17 protein-coding genes and 1 tRNA gene are annotated in these 15,640 nt (G+C 72.6%); 9 read left to right on the plus strand and 9 right to left on the minus strand.

From position 1 onward, the window contains the following. Nucleotides 1–3: 3 nt before the first annotated feature. Nucleotides 4–1,257 (minus strand): hypothetical protein, encoded by a 1,254-nt coding sequence (locus ACI1MP_RS25995; protein ID WP_189270521.1) that lies wholly within the window; start codon nt 1,255–1,257, stop codon nt 4–6. 181 nt (nt 1,258–1,438) lie between these two features. Here ACI1MP_RS25995 and ACI1MP_RS26000 point away from each other — a divergent pair. Further along, nucleotides 1,439–1,510 (plus strand) — tRNA-Val (locus ACI1MP_RS26000). A 237-nt stretch (nt 1,511–1,747) separates the two neighbouring features. On the opposite strand, the gene ACI1MP_RS26005 is transcribed toward ACI1MP_RS26000, so the two are convergent. Both ACI1MP_RS26005 and ACI1MP_RS26010 read right to left on the minus strand, forming a co-directional pair. Continuing rightward, complete coding sequence (locus tag ACI1MP_RS26005) at nt 1,748–2,398, minus strand: response regulator (RefSeq protein ID WP_404869584.1); 651 nt, start codon at nt 2,396–2,398, stop codon at nt 1,748–1,750. Further along, nucleotides 2,386–3,630: a sensor histidine kinase gene (locus ACI1MP_RS26010; protein ID WP_380335282.1), complete on the minus strand. Its 1,245-nt coding sequence runs from the start codon at nt 3,628–3,630 to the stop codon at nt 2,386–2,388. Before ACI1MP_RS26010 ends, ACI1MP_RS26005 begins: the two co-directional genes overlap by 13 nt. A 278-nt stretch (nt 3,631–3,908) precedes the next feature. Between ACI1MP_RS26010 and ACI1MP_RS26015 the strand changes: the two genes are divergently transcribed. Further along, entirely contained in the window at nt 3,909–4,079 is a 171-nt protein-coding gene (locus ACI1MP_RS26015) for a hypothetical protein (RefSeq protein WP_404869585.1), read from the plus strand. A gap of 1 nt (nt 4,080) precedes the next feature. Here the strand turns inward: ACI1MP_RS26015 and ACI1MP_RS26020 are convergent, their stop codons facing one another. Next, a complete protein-coding gene (locus ACI1MP_RS26020; protein WP_380335276.1) occupies nt 4,081–4,719 on the minus strand; it encodes an HAD family hydrolase in 639 nt (212 codons plus the stop codon). A 67-nt stretch (nt 4,720–4,786) separates the two neighbouring features. Here ACI1MP_RS26020 and ACI1MP_RS26025 point away from each other — a divergent pair, with 67 nt between their 5' ends. From ACI1MP_RS26025 to ACI1MP_RS26040, 4 genes are all read left to right on the plus strand, one after another. Next, complete coding sequence (locus tag ACI1MP_RS26025; RefSeq protein ID WP_404869586.1) at nt 4,787–5,566, plus strand: hypothetical protein; 780 nt, start codon at nt 4,787–4,789, stop codon at nt 5,564–5,566. A gap of 71 nt (nt 5,567–5,637) precedes the next feature. After that, complete coding sequence (locus tag ACI1MP_RS26030) at nt 5,638–5,862, plus strand: hypothetical protein (RefSeq protein WP_404869587.1); 225 nt, start codon at nt 5,638–5,640, stop codon at nt 5,860–5,862. Between the two features lie 53 nt (nt 5,863–5,915). Beyond that, the gene (locus tag ACI1MP_RS26035) at nt 5,916–6,491 is read left to right on the plus strand and encodes a flavoprotein (protein WP_380335270.1); all 576 of its coding nucleotides are present in this window, start codon (nt 5,916–5,918) and stop codon (nt 6,489–6,491) included. Nucleotides 6,492–6,497: 6 nt separating this feature from the next. Further along, nucleotides 6,498–7,133, plus strand: coding sequence for a class IV adenylate cyclase (locus tag ACI1MP_RS26040; protein ID WP_404869588.1), 636 nt, complete (start codon nt 6,498–6,500; stop codon nt 7,131–7,133). On the opposite strand, the gene ACI1MP_RS26045 is transcribed toward ACI1MP_RS26040, so the two are convergent. After that, complete coding sequence (locus ACI1MP_RS26045; protein WP_404869589.1) at nt 7,079–8,425, minus strand: acyltransferase; 1,347 nt, start codon at nt 8,423–8,425, stop codon at nt 7,079–7,081. The two genes, ACI1MP_RS26040 and ACI1MP_RS26045, sit on opposite strands and share 55 nt — an antisense overlap. Nucleotides 8,426–8,763: 338 nt before the next feature. Between ACI1MP_RS26045 and ACI1MP_RS26050 the strand changes: the two genes are divergently transcribed. Further along, a complete protein-coding gene (locus ACI1MP_RS26050; RefSeq protein WP_380335261.1) occupies nt 8,764–10,329 on the plus strand; it encodes an APC family permease in 1,566 nt (521 codons plus the stop codon). Between the two features lie 170 nt (nt 10,330–10,499). Here ACI1MP_RS26050 and ACI1MP_RS26055 read toward each other — a convergent pair whose 3' ends face one another. Both ACI1MP_RS26055 and ACI1MP_RS26060 read right to left on the minus strand, forming a co-directional pair. Continuing rightward, a complete protein-coding gene (locus ACI1MP_RS26055) occupies nt 10,500–11,150 on the minus strand; it encodes an NAD(P)-dependent oxidoreductase (RefSeq protein ID WP_380335258.1) in 651 nt (216 codons plus the stop codon). Between the two features lie 120 nt (nt 11,151–11,270). Next, the gene (locus ACI1MP_RS26060) at nt 11,271–11,411 is read right to left on the minus strand and encodes a hypothetical protein (RefSeq protein WP_380335255.1); all 141 of its coding nucleotides are present in this window, start codon (nt 11,409–11,411) and stop codon (nt 11,271–11,273) included. Between the two features lie 166 nt (nt 11,412–11,577). On the opposite strand from ACI1MP_RS26060, the gene ACI1MP_RS26065 reads away from it, so the two are divergent. Beyond that, entirely contained in the window at nt 11,578–12,393 is an 816-nt protein-coding gene (locus ACI1MP_RS26065) for a serine protease (RefSeq protein WP_380335252.1), read from the plus strand. A 61-nt stretch (nt 12,394–12,454) separates the two neighbouring features. On the opposite strand, the gene ACI1MP_RS26070 is transcribed toward ACI1MP_RS26065, so the two are convergent. After that, nucleotides 12,455–13,888, minus strand: coding sequence for an aldehyde dehydrogenase family protein (locus ACI1MP_RS26070; RefSeq protein ID WP_380335249.1), 1,434 nt, complete (start codon nt 13,886–13,888; stop codon nt 12,455–12,457). A gap of 64 nt (nt 13,889–13,952) precedes the next feature. Here ACI1MP_RS26070 and ACI1MP_RS26075 point away from each other — a divergent pair, with 64 nt between their 5' ends. Then, on the plus strand, nt 13,953–14,615 hold the full coding sequence (locus ACI1MP_RS26075) for a TetR/AcrR family transcriptional regulator (RefSeq protein WP_404869590.1): 663 nt from the start codon (nt 13,953–13,955) through the stop codon (nt 14,613–14,615). 27 nt (nt 14,616–14,642) lie between these two features. On the opposite strand, the gene ACI1MP_RS26080 is transcribed toward ACI1MP_RS26075, so the two are convergent. Continuing rightward, nucleotides 14,643–15,626 (minus strand): epimerase, encoded by a 984-nt coding sequence (locus tag ACI1MP_RS26080; protein ID WP_404869591.1) that lies wholly within the window; start codon nt 15,624–15,626, stop codon nt 14,643–14,645. Nucleotides 15,627–15,640 lie beyond the last annotated feature (14 nt).

Genomic DNA, 15,640 nt, shown 5'->3' on the forward strand with positions numbered 1-15,640 from the left:
CGCTCAGTGACCGCGGATCATTGTGACGACCTCGGCCGCCGTCTCCCGGACCGCCGCCAGCTCGGTCAGGAACTGCCAGTAGTCGGGGTGCCGGCCGGCCTGCTCCAGCGAAGCGACCGCACGGTCCAGGCGGCCCACCGCCGCGTCCAGCGGCCCCGCGTGCCGGGGGTCCGGCGCCTGTCGGCCGGCCATCGCCAGCCGCTGGGCGTCGCGCAGCGCGAACCGGGCCCGCTCGATCTCGCGCTGCGGATCGTGCTGCACCTCGTTCAGCTGCCGCAGCCGCTCATTGACGGCCGTCACCGACCCCTCGGCCGTCTCCAGCAGCGCCCGCACGGTGCCGATCGCCGACGTGGCGTCCGCCCACCGCTGGTCGCCCCGGGCCCGCACCGCCTCCGTCAGCCGGGACCTGGCACTGCGCACCGCGTCGGCGGTCTGCGCCGACACATTCTGCAGGTCCTGCCAGCACGCCGTCGAGAACCGCCGCCGCAGCTCGCTCAACGCGGGCTCCACCGTGCCGGCCCGGTTCTCCAACGCGTCGATCCGGGTCCGCAACGTGCCCACCCGGCGGTCGATCTCACCGGCCCGCTCCGGCAGCTGCGCCGCCTCCGCCCGCACCGCCTCGGCCCGCCGCGCCACATCCTCCGCACGCTGGAGCGTGGCCGGCACGCCGTGCTGCGAGACGCCCTGGTTCAACCTGCTCAGCTCCGGCGCGAGTTCGGCCAGCCGCGCGGCCAGGTCGTCCGCCTTCAACCCCGCGCCCCGCGCCTGCTCCAACGCGACGGTCGCCGCCAGCAGCGCCTGCTTGGCCCGCTCCACCGCCGGCGTCACCCGGATCAGCTGCGCCTCGGCATGCTCCACCAGCGGCTGCAACCGGCCGACGAAGGTGCCGAGCTCGGTCCGCTTCGCGTCCAACTCGCGCTTGGCCTGCTCCAACTGCTGCTTGGCCCGGAACGCCGCCGACGGGTCCAGCTCGGCCGCCTCCAGGTCGACCGCGTCCAGCGCCCCCAAGTAGGCCACCGTCACCTGGTCGATCCGGGCCACCAGGTCCGCGTACTCCTGCTCCACCCGGCGGGAGGTGGCCGGCTCGCCCGCCGACTTCACCGTCTCCACCGCGAGCAACGCGTCCCGCTGCGCCGAATCCAGCTCGTAGAACGACTCCTGCGCCGCCTCCCGGGCCGCCCTGGCGTCCGCGCGCGCGCCGTCCCGCCGGCCGCCGCCCCACCAGCCGCCCCGACCCCCGCCACCGCCGCCGGCCACCCTCACCACGTGCTCCCTGCTCCGTCCCGTCCCACCACTCCGACCGCCATTCTTGCCGATCACCCACCCCACCCGGCACCCCCCGACGACACCCCCGTCCCCACAGGGCGGCGAACCACTCCCGGGACCAGGTAGTCTGTCCACTCGTCGTGCGACCGGCCCCACCGGTCCACCTCGACGCGGGCGCATAGCTCAGCGGTAGAGCGCCGCCCTTACAAGGCGGATGTCGGCGGTTCGAAACCGTCTGCGCCCACACTGAAGATGCAGGTCAGAGGCCCTTCCCCCGAATCCGGCGGAAGGGCCTCCGGCGTTGCGGCGCACCTTCCCGGACGCGTACGGTCACCTCTCCGCCACCGCGGTCGCTCGGCAGGCCCGTCATCACCTCGCCGTCGGCGTCTGCTCCGTCCTTCCCGAAGCCGAGCAGGCCGAGATTCTTCACATCGGCGCTGCCCAGTACTCCAGCTGTGGATCGTGATCACGGACGGGAGGGTCAGGCCCGGGACACTCCGAGGAACCGCAGCACGGCCAGGACGCGGCGGTGGTCCGCGTCGACCACGGGCAGGTCGAGCTTGGCGAAGATGTTGTTGATGTGCTTCGCCACGGCGCTCTCGCCGACCACCAGCGCCTGCGCGATGCCGGCATTGGAGCGCCCCTCGGCCATCAGGCCGAGCACCTCCCGTTCGCGGGGGGTCAGCCGCGCGAGCGGGTCGCTGTCGCGCCGCAGCAGCAACTGGGCGACGACCTGCGGGTCCAGGGCCGTGCCCCCGTCCGCCACTCGCCGGACCGCCGCCACGAAGTCGGCGACATCGGCGACCCGCTGCTTGAGCAGGTAGCCCACACCGCTGGTGTTCGCAGACAGCAGGTCGGCCGCGTACCGCTCCTCCACGTACTGCGAGAGCAGCACCACCGGCGTCCCCGGCCAGCGCCGACGGATCTCCATCGCCGCCCGCACCCCCTCGTCGATGAAGCCGGGCGGCATCCGGACGTCGATCAAGGCAAGTTCGGGCCGGTGCTCCGCCACTGCCGCCAACAGCCCCTCCGCGTCGCCGGCTTCCGCGGCGACCTGGAACCCGCCCATCTCCAGCACCTTGATCAGGCCGACCCGCAACAGCACCGAATCCTCGGCGATCACCGCGCGCACGGCAGCTCCGCGGTGATGGTGGTGGGCCCGCCGACGGGGCTGCTGACGTGGAAGGCCCCGTCGAGGGAGCCGACCCGCCTGGCCAGCCCGGTGAGCCCCGTGCCGGCGGCGTCGGCACCGCCCAGCCCGTCGTCGGTGACGCGCACTCGCAGCACCTCGCCGACCTGACGGACGATCACCTCTGCCTGCATCGCGCCGGCGTGCTTCGTCGCATTGGTCAGCGCCTCGGAGATCACGAAGTACGCGACCGACTCCACGGTGGGCGCCATCCGCTCCTCCAGATCGACCCGCAGCCGCACCGGCAGGGGCGTGCGGGCAGCCAGCCCGGACAGCGCCGCGTCCAGCCCCCGGTCTTCGAGCACGGCCGGGTGCAGCCCCCGCACCAGGTCATTGAGTTCGGCGATCGCCTCCTTCGCGTCCAGGTGCGCTCTCGTGATCACCTCGCGGGCATCGCTCGGCAGGTCCGGGCGGGTGGCGATGGCCAGACCCAGGTTGACCGCGAGAGACACCAACCGCTGCTGGGTGCCGTCGTGCAGGTCGCGCTCGATCCGGCGGCGCTCCGCGTCGACGGCCTCGATCAAGTCGGTCCGGCTCACGGCCAGCTGATCGACCCGCGCCTGGAGCCGCTGCGCCCGGCTGGGCCCGAGCAGGCCCAACGCCAGCCGCGCCTCGGCCCGGGCCACTGCCCGCGCCGCCCAGGGCAGGGCGCACAGGAGGAGGAGTCCGGCCGCTGTGCAGGCCGGCAGCTGGATCAGGTAGCCGAACCAGTCCTGGCGGATTCCGGCCGGCAGCGCCCATGCCCAGGCGTAGGCGACGGCGCCCGCCAGGCACGCCGCTGCCACCGCGAGCACCAGCAGCTCCAGCAGCGCGAGCAGCGGGCCCAGCACGAGGTGGTAGCCGATCTTGCGCCAAGGCCGCGTCGCCGCGAGCCACCGGGCGGTCGAGGCCCACGTCCATCGTTCCGGCGCGGTGAGGGAGGGCCGGGGAATGTCCACGCCCATGAGCACCCGGTAGCGAGCCCGCTGAACGGCCGTCAGCACCGGGGCGCCGAGCAGAACCAGGGCGGCCGACACGGAGGCCGTGAGGAGCCAGTTCCCCGTCCTGGCGGTAGTCGTCGCCGCCCAGGACCACACGGGCACCAGCGCCAGGTGCGGCAGCACACCAGCAGCAAGAAAGCCGGCGTCCCGCTGCGCCCGGAGGACTGTGCGCCTCAGTCCAGCTGGAATCGTCATGGCACGAAGCTAGGGCACCGAGGGAGGACGGTGCCATGAAACCTGTACCCGATTTCATGGTGAACCCAGTACCACCACTAGATCTTGATCCCGACCTGTGGGCGGACCGCATCCCTGGTCGGCAGGTCGGCTTCTACCCGGCCGCCGGCAGGTGGACCCGGGCCTGGTGAACAGGCGCTGTGCCCCGGTGAGCATCGTCGTCACGTTCTTCGTGGCACCGGACGCCGAAGCGGCCGCTGCTGTCGGGGAGGCCGGCCCCGACGGCCGTGGGCCGCAGCGTGATTCTGCCCGGCCTGGACGAGCACCGGGTCCGCCGCTGGACGTCCTGGCAGCACTGGACCGCGCCGGCCATGCTCGCGCACGAGTTCCGCGTGGTCACGGCCGCCATTGAACGGACCACCGTGACGGATCGCGGTCGTTCGCCGAGCCTGGATGCGACGGGCCTTTGACTCAGTCGAGTTGACGGATGATCAGGTCGGCGAGGTCGGAGAGGGAGTCGACCGTCCAGTCCGCGTCGGGTGCTCGGGTGGTCAGGCCGATCGGGCCGCGGCGGAGGTGGGCGGTGCGGAGGCCGGCTGCTTTGGCGGGGGTGATGTCGTTGGCCGGGTGGTCGCCGACGTAGACGGTTCGGGGGCGCTCGCCGTGCGCCCATTCGGCTACTCGCTCGAAGAAGGCCGGTGCGGGTTTCGAGACGCCCCACTCGCCGCTGGTGGCGATTGCGTCGGCGGGGAGGTCGAGTGCGCGCAGCAGGCCGGTGACGGCGGCGCTCTGGTTTCCGGTGATGCCCACCCACAGGCCGGCGTCCCGTAGTCGTCGGAGTGCCGGGCGAACGTCGGGGTAGAGGTCGCTCTCCTCCAGGCGCTCGCCCTGGCCGGCGGCCTGTCGGGCCTGCCACTCCGCGTCGATGTCGCAGTCCGGCCGCAGGATGCGGAGGGCCTCGGCGTTGTCGAGCCCTTGTGCGAGAACGTGGCCGACGAGCGCGGACATGGTGTGCGGGGGGACGTCGAACCAGTGGGCCCAGTCCGTCCAGTAGCGGGTGTCGCTGGTGAGGGTCTCGCCGATGTCGAACACCACGGCCTGGATGGTCATGCGGGGAGCGTAGCCAGGCGGGCCCGGCTGGTCGACACGGCGTCACACCGGCTGCCCGTCAAGGGCGTTGTCCCTGCACGCCCGCGCCGCGACGGTGGTCGCCACCGTGGCCGCCGCCACTCTGGGGACCCTCGTGGTGCCGGCCCAGGCCGAGACCGTGACCGCGGTCGAGAACGACTTCAACGGGGACGGCGAGGCCGACCTCGTTGTGGTGGGCAGCCAGGGTTCGCTCGCCCCCGGTCTCTGGCTCGCGGCGGGGACGGCGGGCGGCGGGCTCGCCGGCACTCCGAGCAACATCGGGGCAGCCGGAGTAACGGGCATGGGCGGGTCCAACCCGAGCCCCGAGGGCTACAACGGTCTGCAGGTGGTGGTCGGCCACTTCCGCTCCGGGTCGGGCCCCAACGACGTCCTGCTCTACGACCCGGCCTACGGACTGGGCAAGCTGCTCTACGGCACCGGCGACGGGTCTCCGCTCAACGAGTTGGTCGGCAAGGGCGTCGTCTCCGGCACCTTCACCTCGCGCACCACTCACGCGAATGCCACCTCCATAGCCAACGCCGGCCAGCTCTACACCACGGCGGCGCAGGGCGAGCCGAACCCCTTCCCGGCGCTGCTGAGCGTTCTCGACGGCGCGCTGTGGCTTCAGCCCACCTCGGCCCAGTCCGGCGGGTTCTTCCCGGCCGAGGTGGTTCTCGCCGACACCAATCCCACCGGCGCCGGCAACTGGAACGGCTGGAGCATCACGACGGCGCTGGTCGACGACATGCCCGCCCTGTTCGCCCGCTCCGAGGCGGGCGGTCAGCTGTACTACTACAGCCCGGCCGCTACAGCCCGGCCGCGCTGCTGAGCCTGACTCTCGGCACCCCTGCCGCGCCGGTCCTGGTCGCCGCCCAGGGCTGGGACGCCGCGGCGAAGCCGGTGGTCCAGGCCGCGGACGTCGACCACGACGGCATCGTGGACCTGCGGGCGGTCGACCCGTCCGGCAACGCCGCCACCTACCGGTTCGACGGGGCGACCCTCACCGCTCTGGGCAGCCACAACCTGCTCACCGGCGCGGACACGGCTCCGGGCGGGACCACGACGGCGCCCGGGCGGCACCCGCACAAGCCCGAGCCGCACAAGCCCGAGCCGCACGGGCACTGACGGCTCGCGGGGAGGGATTGCGGCGGCCGCCACCGGCCCGGTTGCATGGCGGGATGGAACGCAGCAGCGGGGCCGGGCGGCCGGTGGTGTACCTGTTCGGGGCGGGAGCGGGGGCGGTGTTCGGGCTGCCCGATGCTGTGCGGGAGGCCCGGGGGCGGGGGTGGGAGGTGGCGGTCGGGCTGACGCCGGTGGCGCGGGGGTGGTTGGAGGCGCAGCTGCCGCGGCTGGAGGAGGAGACCGGGTACCCGGTGAAGTCGGCGTACCGGTGGCCGGGCCAGCCGGATGTGCTGCCGGTGCCGGACGTGGTGCTGTTCGCGCCGGCGACGTTCAACTCCGTCAACAGCCTGGCGCTGGGCCTCACCACCTCCTGGGTGGTCGGCTACGCGGCGGAGGCGCTCGGCAAGGGCATCCCGGTGCTGGTGATGCCCTGCGTCAACACGGCGCTCGCCGCGCATCCCCAGTTCGCCCGCAGCGTGGCGACCCTGCGCGAGGCGGGCGTGCATGTCCTGCTCGGCGAGGAGGGCTTTGTGCCGGACGAGCCGGGCATCGGCGACGCCCGCCCGTACCCGTGGGACGCGGCCCTGCGAGCGGTGGAGCGGGTGTTGGGCGAGCGGGGAGCGGAGGGCTGAGACGGCGTGGCGATCGAGGCGGAGCTGAAGGCCCGGGTGGGGGAGCCGGAACGGCTGGTGGCGGGATTGTCCGCGTGGGCGGGGGCGGCCGGGCGGGCGGAGGTGTACCGGGACGTGTACTTCGACCGTCCGGGTGGGGAGTTGACGGCGGGCGGGGCCGAGCTGCGGGTGCGGACGGTGACGGGGGAGGCCGGGGCGCGGACGGTGCTCACGTACAAGGGGGCGGCCGTCGACGAGGTGTCGGGTTCGAAGCCGGAGACCGAGACGGCGGTGGCCGATCCGGTGGCGCTGCGGGCGATCCTGCGCGGCAGCGGCCTGGTCGAGACGGTCGCGTTCGAGAAGCGCTGCCGGAACTGGGAGCTGCTCCTGGACGGCCGTCCGCTGCTGGCGACGGTGGTGGAGGTGCCGGAGCTGGCCGGGGTGTTCCTGGAGGTGGAGACCCCGGCCGACGACGAGGCGGAGCTGCCGTCCGCACTGGCGGCCGTCCGGCTCGCGCTGCGCCGGCTCGGCGTCGCGGACGCGGACCTGACCACCGAGCTGTACACGGACGCCGTGGCCCGGGCGAGGAGCCGGGTCCGACGCGGAGCTCAGAGCAGCTTGCGCGGACCGACGGCGGGAAGCGGGTCGGACGGCTCGCGGTAGGCGTGCAGCAGGTCGTGCGCGCCGCGCAGCTTCGCGGCGAGGCGGGTGGGGAGGACCACCGTGTAGAGCAGTCCCTCGCCGCCGGGGCCTTCGACCAGCCAGGAGCTCCACGGCAATTGGAGGGTGGCGGCGGGGCTGAAGGCGATCGGACGCAGGCCGGTCAGCGGGAGGTCGTGCAGCCCGAGGCGGCACCAGCTGGAGAGGGTGAGGGTGCGCCGCGCGGGGTCGAAGCCGGCGGGGACGCAGTCGGCGATCCGGTCCCGGCCGACGCGCCGCAGGAAGTTCAGGTTGCTCCGGGTGGAGAGGTGCTTCCCGGTGAACTCCTCGACGGCGGTGCGCAGCTCGGCGGCGTACCGGGCGGGGGTGGTGCCGGGCCGCCAGGGCAGGCGGATCTCGCCGAGCAGGTTGCCGAGGGCGCCGTCGGGCAGGCCGAGCGGGCGGCGCAGGTTGACCGGCATGGTGAGGGTCTGTTCCTGGTCCCGGTGGCCGTCGAGTTCGCGCAGGACGTGCATCAGGTGGGCGCAGAGCGCGTCGTTGACGGAGAGCGGGCGGCCGGCCTCGGCGGCCAGGGCGGCGCGCAGGCGCTGGGTCTCGGCGGGGGCGAACCAGATCTGCGCGGTGCGGTTGGCGAGGCCGGCGGCGGCGACGGTACGTCGCAGTTCGGCCGCCTCGGCGGGTTCGGGCAGCCGGAGGGAGGGGACGCCGCTGTCCTCGGCGGGCAGGTGGGCGTCGAGCTGGCGTTCGCGGTCGGCGGTGGGGGCGAGGGCAGGCGGTTCGGTGCCCTCGGTGCAGGCGGACCAGGTGCGCAGCAGCAGGGCGAAGGTGTGCATGTCGCCGACGGCGTGGTGCCAGGAGATGCCGAGGGCGCAGGTGCCGTCGGTGAGGCGGTTCAGTCGGACGGTGAGCAGCGGCAGGGGTTCGCGCCGGGCGTCGGTGGCCCGGACGTGGTCGACCAGGCCGCTCGCGGGCAGTGCCATCCGGTCGAACGCCTCGGTGAGGGTGTGGGGCGCGTCGGCGACGGTGAACGGGACGCCGGAGTCGTCGGTGTCGATGAAGAGGTCGCCGTCCGCGGCGGTGCGCAGGCGGCCGGCGAATTCGGGCAGCCGGGCCAGGGCGCGGGCGAGGCCGGTGGCGAGGGCGTCGGCGTCGAGCGGCCGGTCGTAGAAGAGGACCACGGAGACCGGAAGGTCGGCGAGCAGCAGGTCGCCGACGGAGCAGCGGACCGGCCCGGGGCCGGGTCGTCCGGCCCGGACGGTGCGGATTTCGGTGTCGGACGTCAGCGCGCCGGTCATACCGGTCCCCTCCCTGGAGTGACGGGGGAACCATAGGGGCCCGCGGGCGGGAGAAACCAGAGGTGTTCGAACGGTTGCTGACGTGTCGTCCGGGCCGCCGGTTCCGTTCCGGGCAGGTATGTGGTGTTTCTCATATCGATGCCCGAAAGGGCCGGAACGGGGTGATGTGCGGTTTTCGTCCCGGGGTGAAAGGCCGTTAACAGAGCTGAAATAAAGGCGATCCCGCCTAAAGGATCATGCAATCAACGGAAGCCAAGCCTACCAGCAGATGAAACGCAGGCGAACGGTCGGCTTCTGCCGTGGTCTGCTGCGGAAACAGTGGGGGTTACGGTTCCCGCATGGTTCAGCTCGACAATCGCCCGGGAGCCGGCGCCGACGTCGCCACCGGCTCGGACGCCCCCGGCGGCGTCCGCTCCAAGGGCCTCAACAGCAACTCGATAGGTCTGCTCGGCAACGCCGTGATCGGCGTCTCCACGGTCGCCCCGGTGTACTGCCTGACGACGACGCTGGGCACCACCGTGGCCGCCGTCGGCCTGCAGATGCCGGCGCTCTTCCTGGCCGGCTTCCTGCCGATGCTGCTGGTGGCCTTCGCCTACCGGGAGCTGAACAAGGCGATCCCCGACAGCGGCACCTCCTTCACCTGGACGGTGAAGGCGTTCGGCCCGAAGATCGGCTGGATGTGCGGCTGGGGCCTGGTGATCGCCACGATCATCGTGCTGTCCAACCTCGCGGGCGTCGCCACCGAGTACCTGTACCTGCTGCTCGGTGAGATCACCCGCAGCGACTCGGTCACCGCGCTCAACGACAACAAGCTGGTGCACGTGGTCACCTGCCTGGCGCTGATCGCGATCGCGACCATGATCAGTTACCGCGGCATGACCGCCACCAAGGGCGTCCAATACGCCCTGGTGGGCCTTCAACTCGTCGTCCTCGGCCTGTTCGGCGTGATGGCGATCGTCAAGGCCTCCGGCCACGGCGCCGCCGGGTCGCTGCACTTCTCCTGGAGCTGGTTCAATCCGTTCGCGGCCAGCTCCTTCACTGCGTTCGTGGCTGGTCTGTCGCTCTCGCTGTTCATGTACTGGGGCTGGGACGCCTCGCTGAGCGCCAACGAGGAGACCGGCGGCAGCGAGAAGACCCCCGGCCGCGCCGCGATGCTCGCCATGGTGGTCCTGGTCGGCTCCTACCTGTTCACCGCCGTCGCGGTGCAGATGTACGCGGGCGTCGGCACCACCGGCACCGGCCTGGGCAACCCCGAGACCTCCTCCAACGTGCTCGCCGTGCTGGCCGGCCCGGTGATGGGCCCGGCCCTCGGCGTGCTGCTGTTCGTCGCCGTGCTGGCCTCCGCCTCCGCCAGCCTGCAGACCACCTTCATCCCGGTCAGCCGCACCGTGCTGGCGATGAGCGTGTACGAGGCGCTGCCGTCCTCCTTCACCGAGGTCAACGAGCGCTACAAGACCCCGGGCCGGGCGATCGTCACCGCCGGTGTCGGCACCGGCGCGTTCTACACCGTGATGACCATGGTCAGCTCGCACGTGCTGGCCGACACCATCGCCGCGCTGACGCTGATGATCTGCTTCTACTACTCGCTGACCGCCTTCGCCTGTGCCTGGTACTTCCGCGGCGACTTCCGCAACTCGGTCCGCGACGCGGTGCTCAAGGTGATCTTCCCGCTGATCGGCGGGCTCACCCTGGCCGCGATCTTCAGCAAGTCGCTGGTCGACATGATCGACCCGTCCTACGGCAGCGGCAGCTCGGTGTTCGGCGTCGGCTCCGTCTTCGTGGTCGGCGCGGGCCTGCTGGCGCTCGGCCTGGTCGTGATGGCCGTGATGACCCGCCGCAGCCCGGCGTTCTTCCGCGGCGAGGTGCTCACGCGTGAGACCCCGGCCCTGGTCATCCCCGACTGAGCCGAAGCAGGGGCTGCGCCGACCGGGGCGCGGTGAACTGCGCGACAAGCGCCGGCCCGTCCGTCAGGTCGCGATCAATGGCACGTCGTTGCCTGCGTCGCGATCCTGCGGTCGGTGCCCTCCGCTTCGCGCAGTTCGCCGCGCCCCGGTGTGTTCCGGGCCGGCCGCCGTCAGTAGGCGACGGTGAAGCGCTCGCCGATGTGCTTGGGCTGCTCGATCTCGTCGACGAGGGCCACCGCGTAGTCCTCGGTGGAGATGCGGCTCTCGCCGTCGGCGCCGATCAGCAGGTCTTCGAGGGCCTCGCGGTAGGCGCCGGTGCGCTCGCCGGGGGCGATGGTGCCGGCGGGGGAGAGGTTGGTCCAGCGCAGGTCGGTGACGGTGCGGAGGAAGTCCAGGGCGTCGCCGTGGGCGTGCATGATCTGCAGCAGGAACTCCGGCAGGCCCTCGGTGTCCCACACCTGCTTGCCGTCGGGGGTGCGCAGGGAGCCCGCGCCGCCGACCGTGACGAGTCGCGGGGTGTCGGTGCCGAGCGTGCGCAGGCCCGCCACCAGGGACTCGAAGGACGGGGCGATCAGGGCCTGGTGGCCCGGTCCGTCGCCGCCGCCGACCGCGCTGACCACCACGGCGGAGCCCTTGGCGTGCTCGGCCACCGACGCCGGGTCCAGCACGTCGCCGACCGCGACGGTGAGCGCCGGGTGGGTGACCGTCAGCTTCGCGGGGTCGCGCACCACGGCGGTGACGGTGTGGCCGCGGCGCAGCGCCTCGGCCAGTACGCGGGAGCCGATGGTGCCGGTGGCGCCGTACAGGGTGATGGTGCTCATGGGGGTTGTCTCCTCTTGCCGTTTTCCGTCTGCTGTTCGACCGTACGGCGGGTGTCTGCGGGTCGGCGAGGTGCCGGGCCGACAGGTCGTGGTGAAAAACGGACAGCGGAGGGAGGGGGGTCAGCCCAGGCGGAAGAGGGCGCCGTGGTCGGCGGTCGCGGCGGCGGCGAGGCCGAGGGGCAGGTCGAGGCGGGTGCGGGTGAGCTGCGGCGCCGGCGCTGGTCGAGGGGGCCTCGTGGAGCGGGTCGCGATCGTCGACACGGTGCGCACCCGGTTGCGCCTGATCAACCTGGGGAGCCGTCACCGGAAGGCGAGTTGACGAACTGTTGAGGGAATTTCGGGCATGCGATGACTCTTGACATCGTGTCATGGGCGCGCCAATTTAGGGGAACTCCAGTGGGACCCCACACCCCGAGAGGCAACCCTCATGAAGAAGCCGCTCATCGGCGCGCTCGGCACCGTCCTGCTCGCCGGGACCGCCCTGGTCACCGCCACCCCGGCGTCCGCCGTCACCGTGAACCTGGCCGGGACGGTCGCGCTCAGCAACTGCTCCGGCTCGCTGATCCGGATGCCCGGCTCCGTGGACACCGACCCCGGCCTGATCCTCACCAACGGCCACTGTCTGGAGACCGGCATGCCGGCCGCGGGGCAGGTGATCACCGACAAGGCGTCCACCCGCAGCTTCACCCTGCTCAGCGGCAGCGGCAGCAGCCTCGGCACGGTGCGCGCCAACCGGATCGTCTACTCGACGATGACCGACACGGACGTCACCATCTACCGGCTGAGCACCACCTACGCGAGCATCAAGAAGACCTACGGGATCTCCCCGCTGACCATGTCCACCACCCACCCGGTGGCCGGCAGCGCGATCAAGGTGCCATCCGGTTACTGGAAGACCATCTACTCCTGCAACGTGGACGGCTTCGCCTACCAGCTCAAGGAGGGCGGCTGGACCTTCAAGGACTCGGTCCGCTACACCTCCGGCTGCAACATCATCGGCGGCACCTCCGGCTCCCCGGTGGTCGACGTCAACAGCGGCCAGGTCGTCGCCGTGAACAACACCATGAACGAGGACGGCCAGACCTGTACGTTGAACAACCCGTGCGAGGTCGACCAGAACGGGGCGGTGACCATCCACCCCAACATCGGCTACGCCCAGGAGACCTACACCATCCCGAACTGCTTCGCCCCGGGCAACGTGTTCGACCTGACTCGGGCAGGCTGCGTGCTGCCCCGCCCGTAGCCGAGCCCGCCGCGCGCAGCCACCCGCGTACCCCTCCGCGGGTGGCTGCGCGCGATCGGCGTCACATGAAGCGGCGCAGCAGCCGGGACTTGCCGGACGTGAACGGCGGGTAGGCGAGCCGCAGGGTGTCCAGCGCCAGCGGCTTGGACAGCACCGCCTTGGTGTGGCTGAACGTCTCCACCGAGAGGCGGCCGTGGTAGCCGCCCTGGCCGCTCTCGCCGACCCCGCCGAACGGCAGCCCCGGGACGGAGAGGTGGGCGTTCGGGATGCCGAAGGCCAGCGCCCCCGAGGAGGTCTCGGCGGTCAGCCGGCGCCGGGTCTGCGCGGAGGACGTGAAGGCGTACAGCGCCAGCGGCTTGTCCCGGGCGGTGATGAACGCGATCGCCGCGTCCAGGTCGGGGACCCGGACGATCGGCAGCACGGGGCCGAAGATCTCGTCCCGCATCACCGGCGACTCCGGGTCGACGTCGGCCAGCACCGTCGGCGCGAGGTAGCGGGTGGCGCGGTCGTGCTCGCCGCCGGCGACGGTCCGCCCGTCAGCCAGCAGCGCCGTCAGCCGGTCGAAGTGGCGCTCGTTGACGATCCGCCCGTAGTCCGGGCTGCCGGCCGGGTCCTCGCCGTACATCTCCCGGATCGCGGCGGCCAGTTCGGCCTCCAGCGCCGGGCCGGTGTCGCCGATCGCGAGGACGTAGTCGGGGGCGACGCAGGTCTGGCCGGCGTTCATGAACTTGCCCCAGACGATCCGGCGGGCCGCCGCCGCCAGGTCGGCTCCGGGGTCGACGACCGCCGGGCTCTTGCCGCCCAACTCCAGCGTCACGGGCGTGAGATGACGGGCGGCGGCGGTCATCACGATCCGGCCGACCGTGCCGTTGCCGGTGTAGAAGACGTGGTCGAAACGCTGCTCCAGCAGGGCGGTGGTCTCCGGCACGCCGCCCTCGACCACGGCCACGGTCTGCGGGTCGAGGACCCGAGGCAGCCAGTGGGCGAGCGCCGCGGAGGTGGCCGGGGCGAGCTCGCTGGGCTTGACCACCGCGCAGTTGCCCGCGGCGATCGCACCGACCAGCGGGGCCAGCGCCAACTGCAGCGGATAGTTCCACGGGCTGATCACCAGCACCGTGCCCAGCGGCTCGCGCACCGTACGGGCCCGGGCGGGCGCCAGCGCCAGCGGCACCGGGACCCGGCGCGGGCGCAGCCAGCGGGCCAGGTGGCGCAGGGTGTGGTCGATCTCGTTGACGGTGAAGCCGATCTCGGTGAGGTACGCCTCGGTCGGGCTCTTGCCGAGATCGGCCTTCAGCGCGGCCGCGAACACCTCCTCCTGCTCGACCAGCAGGCGGCGCAGCGCGCGCAGTTGGGCCTTGCGCCAGGCGAGCGGCCTGGTCCGGCCGGTGGCGAAGGCGGCGTTCAGGCGGGCGACGGTGGTGGCGGCGTCGGCGCCGGAGCTGTCGGCGGCGGGGTGGGGCGCGGTGGGCGTGGAAACGCCGGTGGAAGCGTTCATGCCGTCGAGCATAAACGAAACGAAGTGATTTCGTTTCGTTTTGCGCCCGTCGTAGGCTGATGCCATGACCCGCACCGCACCCCCCGCCTCCCCGGACGACCCGCGCACGCTCCGGCGGCCGGCGGCCGAGACCGCGCCGCGAAGGGGCCGCCCCCGCGACGCCGCACGCGACCGGGCCATCCTGGACGCCACCCTGGCCGTCCTCACCGAGAGCGGCTACCGGGCGCTGACCACCGCCGCGGTCGCCGCCCGCGCGGGCGTCTCCACCGCCACCCTCTACCGCCGCTGGTCCTCCAAGGACGAGCTGGTGATCGCCGCCGCCGCCACCCACGTCGAGGACGTCCGCACCCAGCCCGACACCGGCACCCTGGCGGGCGACCTCCGGGTCCTGCTGCGCGACAAGGCCGCCGCGCTCACCGGCGAGGCCGGCCGCCTGATGCAGGCCCTGGTCGGCGAGGCCGCGCAGAACACCGCCTTGGCCGACGCCCTCACCGCGGCCTTCCTCGAACCCGTCCACCGCCGGGTCGGCGAGGCCGTCCGGCGGGCCGCCGAACGCGGCGAGATCGACCCCGTCCCGGACGCGGACCTGCTCGGGGCGGTGGTGGTCGGGCCGCTGATGAGTCGCTTCCTGCTGATGCCGCGCCCGGACCAGGTGGACGCGGCGACGGCGCAGGCCACTGCGGACCGCTTTCTGCCGTTCGCGCTGCGAGCTGTCGGGGCGGGCTGACGGAAGGGGCCCGAAACGGTGGAGGGCTCAGCGCCGGCGGCCTTGGCCCCGCCGTTCCCCGGGTCCCTGATCGCGGCCCCTGACTGCCTGGACCAGGGCGGCGGCCGTTTCGGGCCAGTGGGTGTGGTCGAAGCGGAAGCCGGCGTCCAGCAGTCGGCCGGGGGTGACCCGGCGGCTCTTGAGCAGCAGTTCGGTGTCCGACCGGAGGGCGAACGCGCCGAGTTCGGCCATCCAGCGGGTCGCCGGGAGGCCCACCGGGATGCCCCGGGCGGTTCGGATCGCGTGCATGAAGTCGCGGTGGGGAACGGGGTTGGGGGCGGCGAGGTTCACCGGGCCGGAGAGGTCCTCCCGGGCGGTCAGGAAGTCGAGTGAGCGGACCAGGTCGCGGCCGTGGATCCAGGACATGTACTGGGCGCCGCCCGCGATCGGGCCGCCGAGGCCCAGGCGCGCCAGGCGCAGGACGAGGTCGAAGGCTCCGCCGCGTTCGGGGCTCATCACCATCGCGGTGCGCAGCGCGACCTTGCGGGTCCGCGGGGTGTCCGCCTCCTCCTGGGTGCGTTCCCAGGCCTTGGCGATCTCGACGCTGTAGGCCCAGTACGCGGGGACGCCCGGTTCGGCGCCGCCGAGCAGGCCGGTGGCTTCGTCGTTGGGTGCGTCGAAGCGGTGGGCGTAGATGGTGGCGGTGCTCATCTGGAGCCAGGTCCTGGGCGGTCGGGCGGCTCCCGCGATGGCCTCGCCGACGATCCGGGTGGAGTCCACGCGGGAGTCCATCATGGTCCGGAGGTTGGCCGGGGTGTAGCGGCAGTCGACGCTCCGTCCGGCGAGGTTGACCACCAGGTCGCTGCCGTCGACGGCCTCGGCCCAGGGGCCGAGGGTGCGGCCGTCCCAGTGGATCTCCCGGCCGCGGTCCGGCCCTCTGGTCAGGATCAGCACTTCGTGGCCGGCGGCGGTCCACTCGCGTTCCAGCAGTCTGCCGACGTGCCTGGTGCCTCCGGGCAGCACGATCTTCATAGAAGCCCTCCCTC

The organism is Kitasatospora griseola (assembly GCF_044999035.1).
GTDB lineage: Bacteria > Actinomycetota > Actinomycetes > Streptomycetales > Streptomycetaceae > Kitasatospora > Kitasatospora griseola.

Bases quoted from the DNA above. Each gene is read 5' to 3' on its own strand.
- ACI1MP_RS26010 (WP_380335282.1), bottom strand. From the start codon at position 3,630: ATGACGATTCCAGCTGGACTGAGGCGCACAGTCCTCCGGGCGCAGCGG.
- ACI1MP_RS26080 (WP_404869591.1), bottom strand. From the start codon at position 15,626: ATGAAGATCGTGCTGCCCGGAGGCACCAGGCACGTCGGCAGACTGCTG.
- ACI1MP_RS26020 (WP_380335276.1), bottom strand. From the start codon at position 4,719: ATGACCATCCAGGCCGTGGTGTTCGACATCGGCGAGACCCTCACCAGC.
- ACI1MP_RS26070 (WP_380335249.1), bottom strand. From the start codon at position 13,888: ATGAACGCTTCCACCGGCGTTTCCACGCCCACCGCGCCCCACCCCGCC.
- ACI1MP_RS26045 (WP_404869589.1), bottom strand. From the start codon at position 8,425: ATGACCGGCGCGCTGACGTCCGACACCGAAATCCGCACCGTCCGGGCC.
- ACI1MP_RS26055 (WP_380335258.1), bottom strand. From the start codon at position 11,150: ATGAGCACCATCACCCTGTACGGCGCCACCGGCACCATCGGCTCCCGC.
- ACI1MP_RS26035 (WP_380335270.1), top strand. From the start codon at position 5,916: ATGGAACGCAGCAGCGGGGCCGGGCGGCCGGTGGTGTACCTGTTCGGG.
- ACI1MP_RS26065 (WP_380335252.1), top strand. From the start codon at position 11,578: ATGAAGAAGCCGCTCATCGGCGCGCTCGGCACCGTCCTGCTCGCCGGG.
- ACI1MP_RS26050 (WP_380335261.1), top strand. From the start codon at position 8,764: ATGGTTCAGCTCGACAATCGCCCGGGAGCCGGCGCCGACGTCGCCACC.
- ACI1MP_RS26075 (WP_404869590.1), top strand. From the start codon at position 13,953: ATGACCCGCACCGCACCCCCCGCCTCCCCGGACGACCCGCGCACGCTC.